Annotated in this window: 21 protein-coding genes and 1 pseudogene; 2 read left to right on the top strand and 20 right to left on the bottom strand. The window is 44.2% G+C overall.

Going from position 1 to position 22,531, the window contains the following annotated elements:
- Positions 1 to 75: 75 nt before the first annotated feature.
- A complete protein-coding gene (locus SALPA_RS22685) occupies positions 76 to 438 on the bottom strand; it encodes a hypothetical protein (RefSeq protein WP_255451444.1) in 363 nt (120 codons plus the stop codon).
- A pseudogene (locus SALPA_RS31675) lies at positions 427 to 555 on the bottom strand (ATP-binding protein); the annotation flags it as partial. The pseudogene SALPA_RS31675 and the gene SALPA_RS22685, both read right to left, overlap by 12 nt.
- 50 nt (positions 556 to 605) lie before the next feature.
- On the opposite strand from SALPA_RS31675, the gene SALPA_RS22680 reads away from it, so the two are divergent.
- Both SALPA_RS22680 and SALPA_RS22675 read left to right on the top strand, forming a co-directional pair.
- On the top strand, positions 606 to 1,046 hold the full coding sequence (locus tag SALPA_RS22680) for a helix-turn-helix transcriptional regulator (protein ID WP_255451307.1): 441 nt from the start codon (positions 606 to 608) through the stop codon (positions 1,044 to 1,046).
- Positions 1,047 to 1,239: 193 nt separating this feature from the next.
- Positions 1,240 to 1,974: a PDZ domain-containing protein gene (locus tag SALPA_RS22675; RefSeq protein ID WP_186451196.1), complete on the top strand. Its 735-nt coding sequence runs from the start codon at positions 1,240 to 1,242 to the stop codon at positions 1,972 to 1,974.
- Positions 1,975 to 2,049: 75 nt separating this feature from the next.
- Here SALPA_RS22675 and SALPA_RS22670 read toward each other — a convergent pair whose 3' ends face one another.
- From SALPA_RS22670 to SALPA_RS22590, 18 genes are all read right to left on the bottom strand, one after another.
- Entirely contained in the window at positions 2,050 to 3,381 is a 1,332-nt protein-coding gene (locus SALPA_RS22670) for an S-layer homology domain-containing protein (protein ID WP_145099343.1), read from the bottom strand.
- A gap of 430 nt (positions 3,382 to 3,811) precedes the next feature.
- A complete protein-coding gene (locus tag SALPA_RS30575; protein ID WP_222428097.1) occupies positions 3,812 to 4,024 on the bottom strand; it encodes a hypothetical protein in 213 nt (70 codons plus the stop codon).
- Positions 4,025 to 4,681: 657 nt separating this feature from the next.
- On the bottom strand, positions 4,682 to 5,197 hold the full coding sequence (locus tag SALPA_RS22660) for a hypothetical protein (RefSeq protein WP_145099340.1): 516 nt from the start codon (positions 5,195 to 5,197) through the stop codon (positions 4,682 to 4,684).
- A gap of 399 nt (positions 5,198 to 5,596) precedes the next feature.
- Positions 5,597 to 6,214, bottom strand: a complete 618-nt coding sequence (locus SALPA_RS22655; protein WP_145099337.1) for a hypothetical protein — start codon at positions 6,212 to 6,214, stop codon at positions 5,597 to 5,599.
- Between the two features lie 48 nt (positions 6,215 to 6,262).
- Complete coding sequence (locus SALPA_RS29260; protein WP_186451195.1) at positions 6,263 to 6,403, bottom strand: hypothetical protein; 141 nt, start codon at positions 6,401 to 6,403, stop codon at positions 6,263 to 6,265.
- Positions 6,404 to 6,417: 14 nt separating this feature from the next.
- Positions 6,418 to 6,984: a GH25 family lysozyme gene (locus SALPA_RS22650; protein WP_145099334.1), complete on the bottom strand. Its 567-nt coding sequence runs from the start codon at positions 6,982 to 6,984 to the stop codon at positions 6,418 to 6,420.
- Positions 6,981 to 7,565 carry a hypothetical protein gene (locus SALPA_RS22645; protein WP_222428096.1) on the bottom strand — a complete coding sequence of 195 codons (585 nt, stop codon included), beginning with the start codon at positions 7,563 to 7,565 and terminating at the stop codon, positions 6,981 to 6,983. Before SALPA_RS22645 ends, SALPA_RS22650 begins: the two co-directional genes overlap by 4 nt.
- A gap of 87 nt (positions 7,566 to 7,652) precedes the next feature.
- On the bottom strand, positions 7,653 to 10,034 hold the full coding sequence (locus SALPA_RS22640) for a hypothetical protein (protein WP_145099329.1): 2,382 nt from the start codon (positions 10,032 to 10,034) through the stop codon (positions 7,653 to 7,655).
- Positions 10,035 to 10,071: 37 nt separating this feature from the next.
- Positions 10,072 to 10,938 carry a hypothetical protein gene (locus SALPA_RS22635; protein WP_145099326.1) on the bottom strand — a complete coding sequence of 289 codons (867 nt, stop codon included), beginning with the start codon at positions 10,936 to 10,938 and terminating at the stop codon, positions 10,072 to 10,074.
- Positions 10,939 to 10,950: 12 nt separating this feature from the next.
- On the bottom strand, positions 10,951 to 11,883 hold the full coding sequence (locus SALPA_RS22630; protein WP_145099323.1) for a hypothetical protein: 933 nt from the start codon (positions 11,881 to 11,883) through the stop codon (positions 10,951 to 10,953).
- Between the two features lie 11 nt (positions 11,884 to 11,894).
- Positions 11,895 to 14,996, bottom strand: a complete 3,102-nt coding sequence (locus SALPA_RS22625; protein WP_145099320.1) for a phage tail protein — start codon at positions 14,994 to 14,996, stop codon at positions 11,895 to 11,897.
- A 9-nt stretch (positions 14,997 to 15,005) separates the two neighbouring features.
- Positions 15,006 to 15,899, bottom strand: coding sequence for a phage BR0599 family protein (locus SALPA_RS22620; RefSeq protein ID WP_145099317.1), 894 nt, complete (start codon positions 15,897 to 15,899; stop codon positions 15,006 to 15,008).
- A complete protein-coding gene (locus tag SALPA_RS22615; RefSeq protein WP_145099314.1) occupies positions 15,899 to 17,110 on the bottom strand; it encodes a hypothetical protein in 1,212 nt (403 codons plus the stop codon). The genes SALPA_RS22620 and SALPA_RS22615 overlap by 1 nt, the downstream gene beginning before the upstream one ends.
- Before the next feature lie 3 nt (positions 17,111 to 17,113).
- Positions 17,114 to 18,031, bottom strand: coding sequence for a hypothetical protein (locus SALPA_RS22610; RefSeq protein ID WP_145099310.1), 918 nt, complete (start codon positions 18,029 to 18,031; stop codon positions 17,114 to 17,116).
- A gap of 15 nt (positions 18,032 to 18,046) precedes the next feature.
- The gene (locus SALPA_RS22605; RefSeq protein ID WP_145099307.1) at positions 18,047 to 19,153 is read right to left on the bottom strand and encodes a hypothetical protein; all 1,107 of its coding nucleotides are present in this window, start codon (positions 19,151 to 19,153) and stop codon (positions 18,047 to 18,049) included.
- Positions 19,154 to 19,156: 3 nt separating this feature from the next.
- Positions 19,157 to 20,635 (bottom strand): hypothetical protein, encoded by a 1,479-nt coding sequence (locus SALPA_RS22600; protein ID WP_145099304.1) that lies wholly within the window; start codon positions 20,633 to 20,635, stop codon positions 19,157 to 19,159.
- Positions 20,636 to 20,649: 14 nt separating this feature from the next.
- Positions 20,650 to 21,633, bottom strand: a complete 984-nt coding sequence (locus SALPA_RS22595) for a hypothetical protein (protein WP_145099301.1) — start codon at positions 21,631 to 21,633, stop codon at positions 20,650 to 20,652.
- A gap of 406 nt (positions 21,634 to 22,039) precedes the next feature.
- Positions 22,040 to 22,531, bottom strand: a complete 492-nt coding sequence (locus tag SALPA_RS22590; protein ID WP_145099298.1) for a hypothetical protein — start codon at positions 22,529 to 22,531, stop codon at positions 22,040 to 22,042.

Genomic DNA, 22,531 nt, shown 5'->3' with positions numbered 1-22,531 from the left:
TTAAACCCCCCCTTTTTTTTAGACTTCCTATTTTATTATATCTAACGTGGATAAATATATCATTGACAAAGGTATTTATTTCCTGGAAATTGTTTGGAAGTCATTGCGAAATTGAATGGCCTCCGCAATATGAGTTGCTTCAATTTGCACTATGCCACTCAAATCTGCAATAGTCTGAGCTACTTTTATTATTCTGTCATAGCCTCGCGCACTGAGATTCATCTTAATAAAGGCTTGCTTGAGAATATCTATCGAAGCAGGCGTCAGCTTGCATAGTTTTTTTATATGCTTGTGTTCCATCTGAGCATTTGCATACAAGCCAAAGCTTTGAAGCCGTTTGTGCTGAATCAGCCTTGCGGCCTCCACACGCTGCCGAATAATGACCGATGGCTCTTGCTCTGTATTTCTTACCAAATCGTTATACTCAAGCCGCGGCACGTGAATTGTTATATCTAAACGGTCCAATAAGGGGCCTGATATTTTCTTTTGATATCGGCGAATGTCACTATGCGTGCAACTGCACTCCCTTGACGGATCAGAACTAAAACCACACGGACACCCGTGTAGAGAACAATGGCTCCTATGATCTAATTAAATGTACAAGCTTGCAGCCTAATCTCCCACCTCCTGGTAATACCCCAGCGGAGCGAATCCGTTGGGCACGTTATCGCAAGAATATGACTATCAAACAGGTTGCCAACAAAGCTGAATTAAATGAAGCAACTGTGTCTCATGCAGAGAATGGCAAGTCGATTGAAATTGATACTATAAAAAAGCTTTCTATTTTATTAGAGCAACCCATTTGGTGGTTGGGTTGCTACGAGAATTTGCCATCTGAAACACTAGCTCAGCGTATCAGAAAGTGTCGGCTGTATCACGGATTTACAAAGAGGCAATTTGCCGTCAAACTCGGTATCAATGAAAAAACTGTGCGACTTTGGGAAGACCAAATATCTGATCCATCGGTGGAGTCGTTAAGGCTATTACAACCTTACTTTTCCATTATAGAACATTCTACGCATCCACAAAGTTTCCTGCTAACATAATCGCAACCAGCAATTTACTATTTACCGAAAATACGCACAATATATAATAGAAGGAAACATGTTTTGACCCTTAATCCAAAACAAAGCCACAATTACGTTCTTTTTTTACGTGGAATACGCCAATCCGTATAGCAGGATTTTCATGTATGCTGTGGTATTATTATTACAAGGCTTATCGAAGGAGTGCTGCTTTATGAAAAAGATTATTTTATTACTGATACTTTTATTGTTACTTACCACTTCGGGTTTTGCAGATACTCAGGGGGTAAAAGAACTTAAACCAATCGTTACAGATTTCCAAACCTTAAATGCTAGTTTCTATTCCGACATTACTTATTATCAGTTCCGTAATGAGCATTCTAAAATTAACGACAAATTAAAGTCATTTCAAGAGGCCAATCCCAATAGTTTCACGGCTGAATTGAATGATTTAAACACAATGTATAATTATATCAATTCTTTATGGGAAGCAAAGGCTGATAATTTATCAATGGTTGTTCCTAGCCAAATGTCAAAAGAATTACAGGAAAAGTATCCTGGAATAGAAACTATAGTAAGCAAAGGAATAATGGGTGGTTGGAATCCTGACTCGACGATATCGGCATTAAATTATCTTGCCAAAGAAAAAATAGACAAACTAGCGCTTCAAGTACAAGCGTTTGAACCTACTTATGGTTTTAGCTATGCAGATGGTTTGATTGGTAATTCTATTTTTGTGAGCATCGTAGATCCCAAAAGCAACGCTTACCAGGCTGGACTTAGGTTTGGTGATAGAATTACGAAAGTAAATGATATGCCAGTTAAAGACGTCGACACCTTTACCGCTATGCTTTCTGGCCCTGAAGGAAGCCGACTTAAATTCCATGTTAAAACTGATAATAATCCTGAAAGAGTAATCGAAGTTATAAAAACAGTAATACCGCAATAACGCCAAAGCCCCCGGCCAGCGCCGAGGGCTTTACTGCTTATATTGGAGTAACCAGGAAATCAGCCTAGCTACTAATTAGAAGCTATATTCTAATTGAGCAAAGAAGTTTTTCTTATCCTTGTTATAGTATCCATAAAAATCATCTTTAAGCTCCAGATCGTTATATTGGAAAGTAAAGATACCATTACGGAATACAGTGTACTCAATGCCGAATTCAGCCCCTTTGACATTATCTAAATTACCAAAGGTAATGTCAGAACCATAGTCGATGTTTGTCTGACGAGCACTGTCAAGCGTAGTGAGTTCAAGAACATCAAAACCCTGATCAGCGTTTCTATAGCCAACCCAGGCACCAAAAGAACCTACCTTGTCTTTCTTGGCTCCTGCGTATTGGAGTTTGGCCATCCAAGCCTTGGCTTTATCGCCATCATACATTTTGGCAAAATCAGAGTCATTTTGGCCGTATTCACCACTAATAGTGAAGTTTTTGATACCCGTATAGTTTAAGCCAACAGATGTAGTCTTGTAAGCACCACCATAATAACCAAATAAAGTATCATCATGCATCTTGAGGTAAGACAAGGAAACATGCAGGTTATCCATTACTTTTGCATCAACATTGGCGGCATAAAAATTTCCACTTTGTTTATACCAATCTGCGGGAATCATGTAAAGCGCTTGCGTAGTCTTGAAAGCACCTACGGTAACTTTCACATCTTTACCACCACTTACTAGCAAGCCATCACAATTACCTTCGATGTCTGCAATCAGGCCTTGACCCAGCCAGACAGGCTGACGACCAAAGCTATAATCTAAACCTATGGCTTTGCCGGTAATATAGGCTTGTGTAAGTTTTGAAGTTGCCGAAGTTCCCCATTCACCTTCAGCTTCATAGCGGCCATGGAAGGCTATGTCATCAGCAATCTGAGATTCCATGTTCAAACGCAGACGAGTTTTGCTGGTATTCTCGGATTGATCTTTGCTCCAAGAAAAGAATTTAATATTATCTTGATAATCATACCGTTCGCGAATCTCACCAGTAAACTTTACTTTGGAAGTATTTTTCTCGAGGTTGTCAACGCGAACGCCGAGGGTATTGAGTTCTGCGCCGAATTCTGCTTTCAGAGCTTCAATCTCTTTTTGGGATGCAGCGTCAGCTTTGTCGCTGTTAGCCATAGCTTTGGCTACGATAGTAGCAACTTCATAACGGGTAAGAGTTTTGTCACCTTGGTAGGTGCCGTCGCCGGAGCCGGAGATTACGCCTGCTTGAGCAAGTTTGTTAATGGAATCATAAGCCCAGTGTTTTGCCGGTACGTCGACGAAAGGATTAGCAGGAGCAGCCAGTGCTGTGCCTGCTACGCTCATTGCAAATACCGCTGCAAGAGCCATAGCGGTTTGTCTTTTCATGTATGTTCCCTCCAGAATTTAAAGTGCGTTTCTACAGATAGATGTTTGTAAGTGTCCATGTTTCCTTACCCTCTCTCCGTAATTGCTCTTTGGTAATTATTATAACATAGGGGCCTGGAGGTAAATTAAAGATTGGTTAAAGATTGGTTGAAGTAGTTGGAGTGCAACTCTCCGGCACACGCCAAGGGCTTAATTATTATACCGGCTTTATATCAATGACTTTACCACCTTCTAATTGCTTACCGCAAACTTGAGCTGCTTCGGCTTGCTATTAATCAAACTCATAACCGATTTATAATCGCATGCAGTCAAGTCATAATATAACCATGTACAACATTTTGCTACCATCCAAGAAATAGCCTGCGAATATACAGACTATCAGCACAAGGGGCGCGTGCATTAGATAGTTCCACACAAACATCACTCCCGTCTATTTTTTCAGCAATAAAACAATCGTTCCCAATAACGATAGAATGGAAGTAGCTAGAATACCGATGATACCCAATATTAATCTATCGATCTTGCTATTAGCATCATGTATCGCACCATTTTGCGACTTCTGCCACCTGATCAGGTCTTTAATGCTAATTTCATGCTTTATAACGGCCTCACATTTACCATTTGTACAATCATCTAAACTCAAAAATACCGCCTCGCTTTCATCTTGTTCCGTATACTGTAATCTTCTTGCAACTTATAGTACCCAAGGGTAGAAGCCTGTTTACCTCCAATTTAATACATTACAATTACTATGTTTTTTTTAACGACGATGATAACCTCCTCATCGCCCCGCTTTTGTGATCCCATTGTATAAAAACTTCCCGAAGTTAAATGGCAAAAAATAGCCCAGCTAAGTAGCTGGGTTGGAGAAGTTATTACGGAAAGCATTTCACAATAAAAATTATATATCCCTATTCTAAGGATTGTGTTGAAAGGGATTGGATAATAAAATACCGCCCCCCGAAGGTAGACGGCACGCCTGTGTGATGTCGATGTCCAGGGGCTAAAACTATTTCTCAATAAACCATTTCCCATCCAAATCATCATGAAACAGATTGACCTGCTTATTACTGATCCGGCAAACATACCTCATCCGAGACCGCCGCCGATAGTGACGGTGCCATGTGAACGTCCAGTACTTTATCCACTTCGAATTTGCGGCCGTCTGGCCAGTATATATTAATGGGTGGAATCGCCTGATTTGTCGTGTTGGGCTGGGATTTCTACGTAGGTTTTCATGGTTTTATTTTTGAATATTTGTTTGGTGATATAAAGAGGTGAAACTTACTAAAAAAATTTTTTACGAATTATCGGTTGTATTATATAGATCTAAAACCTTATCCAGTTGATATCGCGGCAGTTCAAACTTACTAGTCCAACGCATACCTGATACTTCTGGCATCAAATCTCTATATTTACCCCAATTTAATACATGTATTGAAAGAAGATCCTTGTCATTAACTTGCTTTATACTTTGCGAGTTATATGCCGGTTTATGAGAGTAAATCAACAATTTTTCTGCAAGGGATATTTCTTTAGACCACTGCTCCTCTGTAGGAATTTTACCGGTCAGCCAGCCAACATAAATCTTTAAGCCATTAGCATCACTATTGGAATCCCAGCCCTCTTGAGATATTCTTGTTCCAAATGTTTGCTTGTCCGCTTTCCCGATATATAGCAATTTTTCTGCACCATATATGGGGTGCGCCCCATATATTTGGTATACACCGTAATCGACATTATCGTCCTGGATATCTGATAAATCGTTCAATGTATACGGTCCGTTCCAGTCTATGTTAATAATTGTTTCATTCATATATTAATCTCCCCCATTTGTCCAATATCTTCGCTAATTAATGGGTAATTCCTCCATTTTATGATAATAGATTGCAAAATAAGATTTTACAAAAACCACTCCGGTTCCACTACTGTTAATTGTTCTCCTACTGTTACCGTTTTGCACTCCTACAAATACTATTTAAAATCACGCATAATAAGGAACTCTTATTTATGATGTATTTTCCTGTAAATCTGCTCTGACTTATATACATTCAAATTAGCTATTTTTTTAACGGGTCATCGCTCAGCTCTAAGAAATAAAAAAAGCCGCCTACCAGGCGAACCCGGCAGGCGGCAATAAGGAAGGTTAACCTAAGGGTGATTTAATGTTACACTACAATATCGACTATTGTGTTATAGATTGGTAAACGTTATGTTAAAACGAATATCTCAACCCAGCTTTTCCATAGTCATGTCTAAAATCATAACCGGCAACAACACCTAAATACTTTCCATCCTTCGTAATCCTGCGGCTAACATCGGCAGTAACCTCATCAAGTTTAAATTTACCCTGGACTGCCTTGCTCCAATCCGGGTACACATTAACGCCACGAATTACTTTTTTATAGGCGAACACATTGTACTGATTCAGGGTAATTGGTGTTTCTGCTGGTAAGCTTGTGACTTCCTGCAGGTTAACTTGCTTGTCCGGCTGCGCCGGATCGGTGACGATAGCAAAGTTGGCGCCACGTTTTTCAACTTCTTTTATGACCACTTTTTCAATTTCCACCGGCACAGTTTTAACGATCGTGTCCGGTGGCTTATTTTTCAGCTCGGCTATCTGATTGGCCGCTTCCTGTAATTGCGACTGCAGCATGGTTATGTGAGCGTTTTGGGCTGCTAGTTCTACACCTGCTGGCGTTTCGGCTTGCTGCTGGCTCTCGGCCGTCACCGGCTCCGGTTGGTTGTAGTGCTGGTAGAGCATCCATCCACCCACGCATAACAAAACAACGCCAAGCAGTATAGCCGCCTGGCGCTTGGTTAAACTAAACATGGATTCCTCTCCCCTTTTTTGCGCCGCGTTATGTGGCGCTATTTTTATTTATATTTTGCCTACAATAAAACCGGCAGCGAAGAACGCTGCCGCTATACTGAGGTTAGTTAAATTAATTCCAATTTGACCTTCGGCTATGTCGCCTGTAAAGAAAAAGCAAAACATCCGCAATCCAGTGGTTTTTAACATAGAAGCACCCCTATTTATTCATATTTGATATTGCCATCAAAGTACTGACCGCCAATCTCCAATTTGTCAGTGTACTGCCACATATACCCCTTAATATCGTCGTTGGCACTCCACTGAGCATTCCAAACGGCACAGCCAAGTGAGCGCCAATCAATTACATCTGTAAGCCATGAATAACTTGCATAAACGCCGCAATCAAGGCCAACATTGTCGATAAAGGCTTTGCAAATTGCTGTTACTTCTGTTGGGTCAAAAACAAAACTCTTTCGCACCTTGTAACCATCCGCATCCTCCATATCGAAAAATACCGGTAGCTCTAATAATTGCCCAGTGCTTTCGATAGCTTCCCGGCAATTCGCAGCTTCTTGAATTGCATCTTCTACGCTTAATGCATAGCTGTAATGATACGCTCCGACTGAAAGTCCGACAGCCTTGGCTCCAGCAACGTTCTGGACAAACATTATATCCTTCGATTGTAGTCCATACGAGCAGCGGATCATGACGAATTCAATTCCGGCATCAGCTACGGCCTGCCAATCTACTTCACCATTGTGGTAACTTACATCAATACCTTTAATCATTTCAATCCCCCTTGATTCGGAAATATTTTATTTGACACTGCGCTAACCAAATTGCTTAGTATTTCAGACAACCCAGCCTGCCCCATCTCCTTAAGGTTTTCGTTAATTGATTTAAACTCAATTAAAAAAACACCGGCGCTGGCCGATGCTGGAAATACAGTTGCCGGATTAAACACCAAACCGAACAAATCAAGAACAGGCAGCCATTTACCCGCTGCATGACAGAGAGTAATTACTACAGTATATGTCAGTAGTTTTTCTAAGATGCGCCCCAGTTTTCTGCTTTCCAAGTACCCCGTTGACCATGCCGGACCATGAAATACTATATTAACAATCAGCAACCAAGTAGTTAATTTTAATTCATGATCGTGGTAATACGCTTTTGTCACCGCAATCCACTTAGTTAAAGTGTCAGCAAATACTGCAGCGTAAGACAAGAAAAGAACTGCCCAGAACCTATTGCCGCAGATGTTCGTTCCTATCGCTCCAATAGCGACAATCAAAGCCAAGAACTGGATATCAGAGAACATTTTCCAAGCGCGTTGTATTAAGTCATTAACATAGTTTATCAATTTTCGCACCCCCATTTTATGCATAAAAAATAACCGCTCGGCATGGTTCGCGTGGCATATGCATATCATCACCCACAAAAATAGAGCCCCTCGGCTCTACAAAATATAAGAATATCTACTTTTCATATTGTAAAGCTGTCCAACAAAATCAAAGTCAACGGACGTAATCTCGCCCAGACTATCCTGTACTTCCAACGTAAGCGTGTTTTGCACCCCAATATTGACATCCGCATTTCTTATGTTGTATCTCACGTTTATTGGCGGCTGCACAAAATTACTCCAATCAACCTTTACCACCCCGTTTAAACTGATTCTATAGCTGATTGTGTCTTCTGCGTCGTCATCCGTTACCAACGCAATAAGTTGAAGCTTGTCCAGGATTCCCGAAACAACCGGCTTGGCATCCACTTTGGTCAGATATGTGGTATAAGCATCACTATAGGTCAGGCCGTCGAAGGTTTGAATGGTTATAGCGTTGGTACCGACTGCAGTCATGCTGCTGGGTATTGTTATCTCGATATCGTACTCAGTGCCCTCGGTTATAAAATTCTCTGTCATTGGTTCCCCGTTGACAGAGACCCTGTAGTAAGCTGAATCTCCTTCAGCATCCTTTATATGAGCGGACAAGACAGAGTCCGTATGCGTTTCTGGTGGCAATAAGTCAATATCGGTGACCGCTGGCGGGTAGTTGGGCAGAAACAGGACGGATAAGCTTTTCAACCAAGCATATTTGTTTACCGCATACAAAATAACACTGCTAGATACACTGCTCTCAGTTCTTATATATATTGAAGAAACTTCTTTATCTAGTGGTATTGTATAAATAGATAAACTATATGCTACTTGGAAAGAATAGATACTTCCATCAGTGTAATTAATAGTTGCGTATTTGTAAAAACCATCGCTACTTCCATATAAAGCGACTCGGGTAATAAATAGACCTTCCGGAACTTCGTAAGTGACATTTTTAGTCCCAGATTTATTTAAAATTACAGACCATACTTGTTCATCGGCTAGCATAGGTATCGGTGTAACAGCACTGTTATTGTCCATATAAACCATAACATTAAATTCTGTTTTTTGAAATATCGTGTCCCATTGTTCCTTTGTAATACTTGTAATAACTGATTTAGTCATTCCCTTAGTGGCTATTCCTTCTTGAGTACATTCTTCCCAAACTCCATTGATAAACGAATGCCATGTGACTTGATTATCAAAACTAACTAAGAAGAAACATCCAAGTTCATCGCATTCCAGGTTAACCCCATATATTTCATGTGCATGGGATAAATCAATCGAAGTAACAGAAGATGTCTTAATCGTAGCCTTTTTTCCTATTCCTGCCGTTGCCAATACTCCTGAGTTGAAACCATCACTGGTTATATACTGAGTATCCCCGGTAATATCAAATCCACCCGAATACCAATATAGAGTGGTTACTGCGGCTTGTCTGTTATTTGCCTCTTTTGTTACAGCAAAGTCGATATACTCTTTATTTCCATCTGGGAAAAGATACTCGATCCGGCAGGGTGTAGACCCCACCGGAAGCAGGGATATGTCCAGCGGAAATGAGATTTGATCTATCGGGCCAAAATCGCTCAGAAAGGGAATCGCAATAGCTTTGTTCATATACAGCCGGTACTTCCCAATGCCGTACAGGTTGTTTTTTGCATCAACTGTAATTCCGGAACCAAAATATGTATTGGTTGGCGTAACAATTAGTTTTACATGGTCTATAGCGTTTGAGTCTGGGGTAAGAGCATTAATGTATGCACCTTGCTTAGTTACACTACGTACTCCCATGATAGGTGCAGGTAAATACAATCCTTGCTTAGCTACGCTGCGTAATCCGGTGCTAGGACTAGGTAGTAATAAACCACTTACTACCTTGCTTCTAGTGCCAATTTGTACTCCGGTAGATAATGTCCCTTCCATGGTAGCTGTTTGTAGTGTTCCCATAGTAAACATGGTACTAGCTGTAGTTGTTGATGGTATGTCTACAGTACCTATCAAGGTAAGACCCGTATTACTACGCGCCGTTAAGTTATCCTCTACTGTGAATGAGTCACAGTAATAAGCAGTTATCTGTCTAGGTAATCTAAACGACACGTTACCAACCCAAACATTAACTGTACCTGGGTTACGCGGTATTTCAAGTGCCGTTCTATTAAAGTAACTCGTATCCAAATTATCATTAGATGATAGAAATATTGTAAAATGTATGGAAGATGCATAGTCTATACTACCATCTGTAAGATTTAATCTACCGTAACTCGATAAATCCCAATAATCACCTACCGATACATTGCCACCTATATCTGTTGCTAAAGGAGCTTCTAGGGTAAACGTAGAATAATCGTAGTTGCCTGATACTATCGTAGGTCCTACAGTTACTTCATTAACTGATACATAAGTACTAGTGGCGTGTTCAGTTGTACTAAACCACTTTCCCGCTATATCGAGAATTATGTAAGGCACGCTATATCACCTCGTTTATGTGCTGTAGCTACACCTCTTAGCTAATTCTTACTAATATAGCCTGACTAGGGAACGAGGTACTTCCCTGCGTTGCACAGCATAATACGTAATACGTTTGCGTACCTATTGTAATGTTGTCACCAGTCAAAAGATTAGTGTTTAGCGCGCACAGTATACCGTCAAGTTTACCACGCATACCTTCTGTTGCGCTACCATAATATATGTCAGATACGATATACTTTCCGCCATTATTTGGACTCTTAGTTGGCAACAGGGAACTAGTAGCTAATGCATATGGCGCTGCCACGTTACCTATTCCATCCGGAGAGTTAGTTACCATAACGCTAGCTGCTGTAGCAGTAGTATTTGACGTAGCTAGAATTGTACTAGAGTTAGCTGATTGAGGCATAAAGGACGTATCTGGTGCCCCCATGTAAATAAGCACAGGATTGTACCCCGTGGCAGATGGGTATTCAATGGCAAGTATAATCTTGCTGGCATCGGCATACATTTTGTAATTCACGATAGTATCAGTTGCCAGCGTGCCGTTTGCCGCAACCGGAGTAATATATAAATCTGTCCATGCTAAGGAAGGTCTGCCGAATACACCGGCAGCACCTGCAGTTCCTGGCGTGTATGTGTCTTGCAGACGATAGGACATCTGGCAGTAAGCCGTGGTATCGACATCCCTGCCAGCCGTTGCCGCCGCGTTTCCCTTTCTCAGCTGTAAAACCAGGTTCTTATTCTCTGTATTGCCTGTCGAAGTCAGCACTACAAAATCAGTAGACGGATGAGAGGACACATTTGTCCATCCTTCCGCTTTTAATTTGTTTACAATCAAGTCAAAAATTTCACTCTTTTTGCAGCTCCCTGGCGTAAAAATATAATCTGTCGGTACTGGCATAGTAACAACCTCCTAAAAATTATTGTCGTTAAAAATACTAACCTGGACCGTAATATTCGGGTCATCATCCGGCATGGTCAGACGAATCATATCCCCAGCCGCAATCGCACCGGTGACCGCATACTCCATATAGATCTTATCCAGGGGTAAGTTCAAAATCTGTCCCCCTATCTTTTGCCAAGCGTCGAGTTTAGCCTCAAAGTCTGATTTGTACTGTTTTTCCACCCAGAAGTTAATATCCGAAGTACGTTCCTCGGTATAATTCACCTGAATGAGCTGCACCTGACCGGACCAGGGATACTGCTGCGTCCGGTTGCTGCCGACGAAGGTCAAAGAGCGCTGGTCCTGATAATCAGCAATAGCAACGAAAGTAGTATCGGATTCCGATTTAGTGTAGAAATCCTCGCCATCATACGTGAACCGGCCATTTTCATCAATGATTTTATCGACCTTGGCCTTGGACTCATCATCATAGTCATTGGTGGAAAGTCCTTTGCCCTCTACTTTACTGGCTTTGCCATCAAGCTCTTCTTGTAGACCGGTAATTGCACCAATCGGGTGCTGATCCGGCAACGATTTGCCTGCAAGGTCCTTGTGATTGATTACGCCCCCGCCTCCACTGCCGATCTGCCGCAGTGTCCAGACCACGGTCCCGTCAATAACGGTATCCCCGGCACCATAAGGGCAATCGGGTGCAGTAGTTCCGGATGTCCCCGCCGTAATACACTCTAGATATCCCCAGGAATAGCAATCGTCAGTACGGATAATATCCCTAAGAACATAGTCATGCTCGGCTTGCCAGGTTGCCCAATGCCCGCCACTGTCTGCATGGGATTTTGCCAGAGCCGCCTGATCAACTTTTTTAAAGGCAGTATTGATGGCATCCTTGGATATAAGGGTACTGCCTTCCAGTAATGGTATGCCTAAGTTCGATGTAACTGCCATAACTCAACCCCCTATAGTCGATAAATGTACAACACATCCCCACCAGATTGCTGTTCCACATAATGCGAACGAAACGTGTAATACTCATCCATAGTCATAATTTCATAACTGCTTTTGTCTTTCACTACTGCGATTCTGCCGTCCGGCACAATATACCGGCCATCACGCGCCAGAATAGCTTTATCAGTCAGTGTGCCTGCGGTTGTTCCTAACACAAATAAAGCCATATCTGAATAGGCAACCTGAAATAAATCCGAATACTCGCTGGCCGGGACGGTAAGCTGCAAGGGTTCTCCCCACAGGGCCAGGCGACTAAGCACTTCGGATTCGTCGATGACTGCATCAATCATGGTCGGTGTTTTCCATTGTACGGTTCGCTTTTGTAGCTGGTAGGATACCAAACCGTTCTGTACAGTGCAAATTTCAATGCGTGTTTCACCGTCAAGGTTATTACTATCTCTGCATCGCTGCGCCCAGGTGTATAGCCAGACAGTTTCTATGGTTGTACATTCGGCAACAAAAATACCGCCTACAAAAATCTGTATGCGGTATAAGGCCCCCTCCGGCAATTCAAATAGCTGCCCAGTGAAATAATGTGTTGTATCGTCTTGCGATATAGCCCCGTAGGATTGCAGAACTTTGTTCCTGTGAGACCATGAAAACGAAATATCCCCGATAGGATTGTCGATCTTGGTTGACTCACTGACCCCAAAGGACGACATCCGGATACATCCGGGAGGGCTCGGGCGCTCCGATCGGTGCACAGTCGTAACACTAACTGCCTTTTGCGGATTTAATTCCTCCGTAGAGTATGCAGTGGCCGTGGTAATGTTATAGGTTTCTGTTACTGCATTGCCGGCCAAACACACCGGGCCGCCAGTCGTAACATTGGCATAGGTGCCAGGGTCAAGGAAAAATAGTTTTTCACCACTACCATGAGCGACAGGCACCGTGTCAAAAATGCCCCGAATAATCCCATTAATGCGCCAGTTGCCGCTGGGCAGCTTTGTAATACTGCTCCAGGCCATGAGCTCATTGCCCAAAAGCAGGACTTTGCCGCCTTTGCGGGCTATTTCAATGTTGGGCGAGCCGTTGGGGAACGTTGCGGAAACCAGCCTGTCCAGTCCGGAGATGTCTATGATTTCAAATCCATTCATATCAATGGCATCTCCAAATTCGGGATAGTCATAAATTATCTTTCCAACCGGGGTCCACTGCGTTGTACTGTTGGTGCTGTTCATCGGCATAGTGGCTGTCTGACGCCAGATAGTCCACCGCTGTGTGTCGGCATCCGGCTTAGCGGCCATACCATAGATATAACTATCCTTGTCCGGCATCAGTTCATAAGGCAATTCCATAAACCGATACTCCTGCACACCGGTAGGAAACTTCTTAGGGTCCTGCCAATTCGTTGAACCAGAGAAACCATACTCGGTTTTCCCAAGTCCAAATACATCTTCTATGACTTCCAGTTTGATTGTTCCGTCAATAAAATCACCCAAGTCTACGTCGGTCACGCGAAGCATCAGGTTACTGTAGCCATACGCCGGCCAGTCGAGACGGACTACATGACCGGTACGAATGGCATAAAGAGTACGGTTTCCTTCTATCGTGCCGGTAGCCAAAGGGTATCCCTGCTGAGCCGCCTCTCGCTTTGCTGCCCACAGTGCATTTTCGGCTGATGTAAAATAAGGGTAATCATAAGACTTTGGCGCCTTTGAACCTTGATTGATTTCGATAACAGCCGGATCGTTGTCGTCGACTGAAGACTGTTCATATTGAGCCTTACGATCCGTATAGGTTACCGATATCTGGCCGATGGTCTCCTGCCAATCCAAGCGGTTTATCATAACATGGGAACAGTTTTTTTCATTCAGCAAGGGCACCTGTTCTGTAGCATAGTCATCACGGATTAATTTGTAGGTTAGTTTCCCGGTTTGCGGGTCCTGGTACCGGACAGCATCAATATGATTGCAGATGGCATCAATAGTTTGCCTAGCCGCTACAATTTGGGAGATGGAAACTGTAATACCTAATCCTTCTGTTTTTAGCTGTTGCCCCATAGCCAGCAGACTGTCCACATCTACAGTATCCGCGCTTTCACCGAGTCCCCAATCTTCATTAACGTGAATTTCATATTGCACCTCAGCGGGATTGGCATCCTCGCCGATTGCTCCCAATCCCAGGCGGTTAGGGATACACTCCATTTCCAACCACAGCTCAGGTATGGTTGCGTTTTTTCCTACGTAAGCTGTAGGTACCACCACAGACACAAATTCCCGGTAGGCCGGCGTCAGTCCGCGCAGTTCTTCCTGGACGCTTTCAGCCTGCATTTGCTGCTGCATCCAGGGGTCCGGCATCTGGTTCTCACCGCCCAGGTAGACATGCAACTCACCAACAAATCCGCCGCCTTCATCCGGACCGCCGAACAGATTCTCATCATGGATAGGGATGACCAATGGGCCGGATAAATGATTCTCCCTGGATTCATCTCCCTCCCATACCTTGTTCTGGCCAAGATATACAGCACGAAGGCGCATGCCTTGGTTTGACCAGCAAACAAGCTGCTGATAGCCGAGATAATACTTAAATCCTTTTTGGACGGTTGTTTTCAAGTTCCGTCCGTTAATCAGCCACATCAACAACCAACTGAATAATGAATTTAACAGCGGGCCTGTCATATCATCTTTTACCATTGCTCCAGAAGCTTGACCAGTGCCAGTTCCACTCCCAGTACCAGCTCCTCCAGAGGTATGTACTGTTACGTGTACGCTGGTTGTTACTGTTGCCGGAGTAGCTTGGTGCCCAGTTACGGGAGCCGATATATATGCGGCAATTAATGATAGCACCAATGGCCATGCCGAAAATTGAGCATGGGCCGCATACGTCTCGGTGTAAGGCACTGCTTTAAAATCTCCGTAGTAAATCGTCAGCGGCTTCTTTAATAAGGTTCGGCCCAGTACTACCGGCAGCGGCGTCCCTGTTTGAGTCTCTGCAACGCTAAGTTCTTCCGGCTTAGAATCATATTGTTCACTGTTGCCGGTTTTACCGCGATTAAGAAAATATAGCGCCAGAGTCGATAGCGTATAGCCTGTAAAATAGTTTAAAGCCATATTTACCTCCTAATCGATAACGCCAACATAGCCGTCCGTATCCCGCTTTATAACCTGACTGTCAACCCAATACACGCCTTTTCCAACCTCTTTTTTGCTTGGATCGGTTGGCGGCACCCAGGGACAACCGTCAAAATTCAGCGCATTGTTAAACCGTTTCGCACAAGTACTGAAAAGGTGGTCGCAGCCTGGGGCGACAATTACTTCATTGCGCGGCGTACGGATAAAAGGATATTTTAGCCGGACACGATCACCCACATGCTCCGCAATCAGCCGCACGTTTCCCTCAAACCGAAATATCCCACCTGCGAAGTGTCCGTCCGGATACAGCGCGAACGTCGTGGAAAAAATATTTAGCCCTACCACTCGATCGATAAACACCGGGATTTGCCATTCTTCCTCTTTCAGGCGGCAACGCTTACTGTAAACAACTTTGTTGCAGGTATACTGCCGTTTTCCGTTAGGGATTTCACGCGCTGCCCAGTTCTCCACTTTCACCGTCAATTCACAGTCAGATCCGTTAAAAGATGCCTGGCTTACGCGGCCTGTAAACACAATATCCCGTTGATTATAATCCTGCTCATGCAAACGATATATTTTAAGCAATACCGGAATCTCCGGCGGTGGTCCCTGATACATCTTAGCAACCGGATTGTCCTTCGTTACTATTACAATCAGTGCCGAAGAATCTCCCTTGCACGTTGGTTTGACATTTTGACGCTTAATATAATCAGCAAGGTAGGTCTCTGTCCGCGTCATTCCGTTCTCAACAAACTTCAGGTCAATATTATCCACGCTGGACGTATACTGATACCTGGTAATGCCAATGGTAAATTTGTAGCATTCAATCGGCTGGCCGTCCTGCTGGGAATACTCATAGGTTCCAATGTTGGTTCCTGCCATTATTCTGTCACCTCTGCGAGTGTTAAAGATGATTTGGCTATGCCCACCGTTTCATAATCGGTCGTCATTAAATCGTTATCCAGCCGGTACCGGCAAAGATAACTGATCATAAGGATATCACTTTTCCGAAGTGCCTGTTTCAGCGGCGCATCCAGGTAAATCTTGCCGAGCTCACCGGTTTCGTTGGTGGTATAGCCGGCCACGTTTAAGATGCTGGCCGATAGGTCTTTATGGAAAACAAGTAAGGTTTTACGGCGTTGCCCGCCGCCAAAGTACTTCCAATACCCTGGCCATTTGCTGAGTAAGTAATTCTGTCCGGCAGGCGCATCTACCGCCAGTTCAACATCCATGAGCCACGTCGGGGCATAAAAGGAGTGCAGCCGCCCTTTACACCGATAGAAAAACCGCTGCAAGTTGTTAATCTCGCGGCGGCCTTTGAGGATATATTGTATTTCCCTGGTTTCCGTTGGGTCAGGGCTCCGTAAATCGTACAGAAAAGCACCGGTGCTGTTATCAAGTCGGTTAGCCAAACGGGAAAAACTTGCGTTTATATCGTCTGACCATGTTGGCGGCACCAGAAATAATTCGGCGCCGTTATAGATTACCGGCAGCCCTCTTCCCCAGATTAGTTTGACTTCTTCATCATGGAATTCATCGTATTGTCCAGGAAAAGCCGGTGCCTGAGCCTCGTGCAGGATCTCTACGGTAAGAGTCATGGAGGAAAGAGCACTGGTGTAATTGAGGTATTTATCTGCCTGGGACAGTACGCCCCAGGCCACCGGCGCCACGGTTAGCACGCCGCGCTCCCATTCCCGGTCAAATTGCTTATTTAGACCCAGGACACCGGCGCTGCCGAGCTGCTCCAGCGTATATAAGGTGCCGCCATAGGAATCGTCCAGCCAGACCATGGCATGGCTGCAGCCCCGGTATTGCCAGATGCAATCGGTCGATATCGGGATGACCGCCTGGGCTTCGTAGATTTGCTCATTGATCTTGTCGGCAGCATGCCAAAGCGGGATTTGAAACAGCTGGGTCTGCTGACTGTAGGTCAGTGCCCGCAGGTACTGGCTTTGCCAGGGCTGCATGGATATATAGTCATAGGAAACGGAGCGGCGCGGTCTGGCCCTAAGTGCCGCCCGCTGCTCCGTGCCATCCCAGGCCTTGTGTATTTGCGTTAGAAATTCAATGGTTTCAGATATTTTGTCAGCCATATATTACCCCCACCATGGCGATAAATCAAAGGTCCTATCACGGGGAACGACGACGGTGCCACACCCCAGCCAGCGCCAAAGCTCCCACAGCATCCAGGGTTCAAACGCGGGTTTCGAAGCGTTGCTGATGGAAGCAAACAAAGCGATCATGAGCAATATACCCACTGGAATAAGTTCTGCGGCGCGATCTTTAGATTTTTTAGCCATGTGTTTTTCTTCAGGACTTAATTTCAAATTCGGCTGGAATCCACCAGTAGCCCGGGACAAGTCGACAGTAGTATTAACAAGTAAGTTTCTACGCTCACACTCAGACAGCGATGTCGGAACTTCAATGTCAACGGTTTCCTGTTGCCTCTCCAATAACCTGCCAAAATGCACGGCATAATCACCTGGTTGCAAATAGTCCTCGACATCGGACCAACAATAACCATATATATCGCACAAAATCTCAGGAATGATATCCCACTCCGGTGGTATGGGATACCCTTTCTTTAAATACCAGCCAATTAAAAAAGCATCGTTTTCAAAGTGAGCGTCAAAAAACAGCACAAACTGGTGACTGCTTATGATATCCCACGATATTCCTAGATCACTAATAGTCTTTATGTTGTTATATACTGTGGCCTGCCCTTCGGTGTCGGTTACCGTAAACCGCTTTAAGCCGATATCAAAACGGTAGCTCCACCCCGGCAGCGGCGCCTCATACAGCAGTGTTGTATTGTCCCCCCAGGGCATGCCTAAACTGGCTAACTGGTCCCACGTTAAGGCATCGCCGTAATACGTCGACGGAACCTTCAGCGCTAAATGACCAAGATGCTTCAAGCGGACGGAAAAAAACGGTCTTGGCTCACCAGTTAGGCTGGGAGATATTCTGCCGATTGCTCCCCATTCAAACTGAGGTATTCCCCCTCGATCTGCCATCTGCAGCTACCGCCTTTATTGTTTTACTGAGATGCCGTCATACCCAAACGCACCGCCCCGCCGCACATGGGGAAATACCTGATACAGATTGCCACTTTGCGGATAGCTGATTTCATAGGTCTGCCCCGGTGCCACATTGCGCATGGATATACAATTCATGCCGGGTACATAACCAACCTGGCTATAATTCCGCAGGGAATCCGGGTCACGCTGTACGTAGAGCGCCAGTGGAATATTGACACTGATGCAGTTCAAAGTATTAACATTGCGGCCAACATCAGTTGCACTTTGGCTTTGCAAATAGGCATAATGTGGAATTTTAGGGAACCAGGCTTCACCAAGCACGTTCAGGTTGGTTACCGGTAACCCCAATATCTTGCCGGTAAAACATTGGCTAATATCACTGCCGTCCGGACCGGCGCTGGCCCACAGGACAGGTGGATTGCGCAAAGGTGCCGCGTCAATATCGCAGCGCAAAAAGGTGCTGGCCTGTGCCGACATGCCAAACAGGTGATTGCTCAAATTCTCAATAGTTGTCGGGGACCAATCAACCGGAAACATTGTAACACTGTTTTTGCTGCCAGAGTAAATAGTTCCTCCGGCCCAGGCCCCTACTTTTTGCACGTTGGCTACAGCCAGGTGCTGAAACAATCCTTCTTCGAGTTCCAGACTAAACATAATCATGATTTCCGGTTCAGTGATCGCATTGCAGTGCAATCGTAAATTCGCATCTTTTTTAACCGATATGCCAGCGCCAATTACCTGCTGTGTTGCTTTGTGTTTTGTGGCGTTCGGTTGGTCAAACCAGTATCCACTTGGCGGTGTAGAGCTGTAGCCGGTTGAACAAACCAGGCCAATCCCGTAGGCGCACTTAGCCTTAGTAGCCTTAGCGGCGTTATTTTGTGTCTGGAATATGGCCTCGCCGTTTGCCGTTCGAAAATGAGCATATATATTACCCTTTTGAATGGATAGCCGGAGACCATCCACTACCCCTGTTTCATCAATAGCAAGATCCGGAGTCAGGTTCTCCAATATGCTCCAGCCATTAGCAAGAGCAAATTCACGCATTTTACTTAATACATCGTTTGGACCACCTAAGTTCTCATATTTTTGGTAAGTCATTCCTCAATCCTCCAATCTGACCACTATATTCATAGCATTTGATAATACTTGCATTCTCTGATCTTGAGCTAATTGCGGCAAGGGATCGACGATATACGTCCTGCCGTGTGGAATATGAAACCTTCTCCAATCCCAACTGTTAGGAATGATTAGGTGCCGCTTTCCCTCAATGACCTGTTCGCCGAATTTATAGATGGGATAACTAGGCCAAAAAATTCGCCATAGCTTCCCCAGTATATTGGCTTGATTTGATCTACTTTGCACAAATTCAATTGGTTCCAACTGATATGTGGTTTTGCTGTTGTCGTATACATGCGTAGTAAGTCCAATATTGGAGTAGGTAGGCCTGATGTAATGCCGTAAGCCTTGCGGCTGATCCGGTTCTTTATGGGGATAAAAGTAGGCGGGGCCAATTATTACAATGATCTCTGTTTTTATGGCCCAGTTGGCAAAAGATTGCCATTGGCCATCCGGCAACATGATCTGAACTTGTGAAATAGCATCCTCATCAAGCCAATTATTGTTCCCAGTCCATGGGGTAGCCGCATAGGTCGGGTTTCCATGAGAAAGACTCCAGTTTTGAGGCGTATAATCAAATCTATATCCGATTTCCGGCGTGTTAACGGGAACGGTTTCACCAACCGGAATTACACCCGATGTGCCACCAATAGTACAAGCCGGGAAAATATATTCCTCCGGCTTGTGGTAAGGCTCTATAAATCCCAGATAGCCAACTTCCCAACAGCCGCCATTGTTAACTACTAAAATCATGCGAGATCGATCTTTGATTAACCAGAAATCGGCATACCCGTTTTCAAACCCTTCCAAAGCGCAACTAATTGCCGGATATCCCACGCCAGGGTATAGCGGAGGATTAAACTCAAAGGGGTGTGAGGATCCTGAGATGTAGTATTTTAATGGTTTAGGATGTATCGTCCTTCTTTCGCCACCTGCTTGTTGATGCCAATCCAGAGCTTGTGAATACTGCTTAAATACCCCTAAGAACATAGGATGGGAGGAGGTTTCAAATAGTTCAGGTGCGGGAAAAAAAGAGTAAGAAATGGCATCAACATATGTCCCCACATTATTTTTGGTGTAAATGGTAACCATACCGTTAGTTATTACGATCTCTCTAGCAGCGTGAATTATAATTGCACCATCTTTTACTTGCTGATAATAGTTAATGCCTGGTTTACTGTTTATGCCCTGCTGCCCCCAGAGAAATTCAGAACTCAGAATCTTTTCTGTTAAAAACCATTCTTTATAGGTTTTTCCTTTTACAAGCGGCGTGTGCAGGAAGCCTATGTACTGATGTTCGCCTTCCCGCCAGCCATGTGCCTTTAAAATAGTTCCACGCGGCCAAGGCTCGTTGCGCATTAACTCCCAGGCATCAGTGCCATGTATGGTTTCGTCGGTAGTCCAATCAATGATTTGTCGCAGTAAATCATCATGGTCCGTAGCCGTTCCCTTTAGATAAGGCATGTCATCATCACCACCTAAAACCATTGAACGACGAAATATTCGTCGTTATCTCGGCGAAAGACATTATTAAACACTTTGTACGGTTGACCGTTGTGAATGATAACATCTTTTACCGCTAAATCCTCTCGGTTACCAATAAAATAGACACCGTCGAATTGACCGACGATGCCCGGTGGAAAGGTTTCATAAAGCAAGCAGGGAAACATGATTACGTTCTCGACGGTCAGACTGTTATCCAGGACTGTCAGAACATTGGTTGGTTCTGTGTTTTGTGGCCACACACACAATTTTTCAAACATGGCCGCTTTGTCGCTAAGGGTTTTATTTAGTGCGGAACACCAAACTCCATCCGGGCGCCGTAAACGTAAAGAGGTTGTATTCTCGTTGGCATCATCGGTATAGACGGCACCAAACCCACCAAGTCCCCCATATACGCCGGAACCCGGGTTTAAAAAGCAACTGTGGCCGGGTCCGGTATTATCCCATTTTCCGTCTTCAATGTAGCTGCCACCGATTGCAAGAGGATACGGATATTGCCGTTCTACTGCCACCGGCTTTAAAAAACCTACATAGGCACTTTCATACTGTGTTGACATTTGTACAACCAGGATAAAACGGGATGTGTTGGCCGATAGCCAGAAGGTTGTCCGGACATCGCCAACGAGAGGAATCGTGGGTAGCTTCGGATGAGGGATGGCACCGGGCTGCTCATACCACGCAAGATAGGGATCAAATCCGGCAAAGCCGTTCAACACAATATCGATTTGCCCTTCAGACTTTGCGTTGGGTTTTACCTTCATACCTACATATATTTCATCTTGTCCATCGCCGACGCCTTTTAAAATTACTTCATCGACAATGTCCGCGGCAATGCCGGTCGCCGGTCGCAGAAGCTGCCACTGATTGCCGTAGCCAAAATTGTTTGGATCAGTCAAAAAAGCAACTATTTTTTTGACCAATTCTAATGTGTTGTTAGCTGTGGATTCTAAGACGGCCATGAGATACCTCCTTTCAGTATAAGAAAACCCCCGGACTATTCCGAGGGTTTTGCTTTGTTTAAAGTAATTTAGAAAACTGCTACAGGATGACTTTTCCAGTGTTTCCTTGCTATAATAGGAAAAGGACGGGATTGCAGCCCGTCCTAAACTGAATACAGGAGGTGAGTGCCATGCACTTGAAAACGAAATGGTTCACGCTAACCGTTTCAAGCGGTGCTTTATGGGTGATCTATCAAATCATCCATGAAGCCACCAAGTAACCTCCGGTATTCCCAATGCAAAACGCTCCTGTTACCAGCAGGGGCGTTTTGCTGTTGTTAACCTATGTCTATTATAGCCCATTTATTCCATTTTTAAAAGGATTTGTTGCTAACTTGCTTGTTAAGTCTTGGTTAGCAAGTACTTCTCACTTCTCGGCGGCTATTACTTCTTTCCACTCGGCCAGAACGGCGTCGGGGAGGATATAAACGTAAGAACCAACAGCAGTTGGGAATTTTAGAGCAATTCGTTTTGCCATTTTTATTTTTTCTATATCTCCAGAAGTTAACGGTGCTGTAATATGAGAATATTGTCTCCCATCTGCTAATGTAATAAGACCATTCTTTTTTATAGCAATTTCCTCAGTTGGGTAAGAATCAATTTTGATCTCGATAGCCGTATTTGAGAATAAAAAGCTCTTAGAAGTTATTCGATTCGCCCAAAGTTCGTACTCTTTAGGATCAGTGTTAGCAAACTTGCGAAAAACCAAACCATCTAAATCTGCTGGGTTAGGAGTGCTGATTACACTATTAATAGTTGCACCACCAGTAAAAGTATCTTCCCCTCTCGTTATCTCAGCGCTAGCCTGGCCTATACCTAGCAACATTATTGAGACCAAAATAAGTATTATCTTTTTCAA

It is taken from the genome of Sporomusa sp. KB1, assembly GCF_007830295.1.
Taxonomy (GTDB): domain Bacteria; phylum Bacillota; class Negativicutes; order Sporomusales; family Sporomusaceae; genus Sporomusa.
The sequence above is the reverse complement of the archived record's forward strand: the minus strand, read 5'-3'. Positions and strand labels throughout refer to the sequence as shown.

Bases quoted from the DNA above. Each gene is read 5' to 3' on its own strand.
- SALPA_RS22615 (WP_145099314.1), bottom strand. From the start codon at position 17,110: ATGGCTGACAAAATATCTGAAACCATTGAATTTCTAACGCAAATACAC.
- SALPA_RS29260 (WP_186451195.1), bottom strand. From the start codon at position 6,403: ATGTTAAAAACCACTGGATTGCGGATGTTTTGCTTTTTCTTTACAGGC.
- SALPA_RS22660 (WP_145099340.1), bottom strand. From the start codon at position 5,197: ATGAATGAAACAATTATTAACATAGACTGGAACGGACCGTATACATTG.
- SALPA_RS22630 (WP_145099323.1), bottom strand. From the start codon at position 11,883: ATGGCAGTTACATCGAACTTAGGCATACCATTACTGGAAGGCAGTACC.
- SALPA_RS22620 (WP_145099317.1), bottom strand. From the start codon at position 15,899: ATGGCAGGAACCAACATTGGAACCTATGAGTATTCCCAGCAGGACGGC.
- SALPA_RS22610 (WP_145099310.1), bottom strand. From the start codon at position 18,031: ATGGCAGATCGAGGGGGAATACCTCAGTTTGAATGGGGAGCAATCGGC.
- SALPA_RS22635 (WP_145099326.1), bottom strand. From the start codon at position 10,938: ATGCCAGTACCGACAGATTATATTTTTACGCCAGGGAGCTGCAAAAAG.
- SALPA_RS22595 (WP_145099301.1), bottom strand. From the start codon at position 21,633: ATGGCCGTCTTAGAATCCACAGCTAACAACACATTAGAATTGGTCAAA.
- SALPA_RS22600 (WP_145099304.1), bottom strand. From the start codon at position 20,635: ATGCCTTATCTAAAGGGAACGGCTACGGACCATGATGATTTACTGCGA.
- SALPA_RS22605 (WP_145099307.1), bottom strand. From the start codon at position 19,153: ATGACTTACCAAAAATATGAGAACTTAGGTGGTCCAAACGATGTATTA.
- SALPA_RS22650 (WP_145099334.1), bottom strand. From the start codon at position 6,984: ATGATTAAAGGTATTGATGTAAGTTACCACAATGGTGAAGTAGATTGG.
- SALPA_RS22625 (WP_145099320.1), bottom strand. From the start codon at position 14,996: ATGGCTTTAAACTATTTTACAGGCTATACGCTATCGACTCTGGCGCTA.
- SALPA_RS22675 (WP_186451196.1), top strand. From the start codon at position 1,240: ATGAAAAAGATTATTTTATTACTGATACTTTTATTGTTACTTACCACT.
- SALPA_RS22670 (WP_145099343.1), bottom strand. From the start codon at position 3,381: ATGAAAAGACAAACCGCTATGGCTCTTGCAGCGGTATTTGCAATGAGC.
- SALPA_RS22655 (WP_145099337.1), bottom strand. From the start codon at position 6,214: ATGTTTAGTTTAACCAAGCGCCAGGCGGCTATACTGCTTGGCGTTGTT.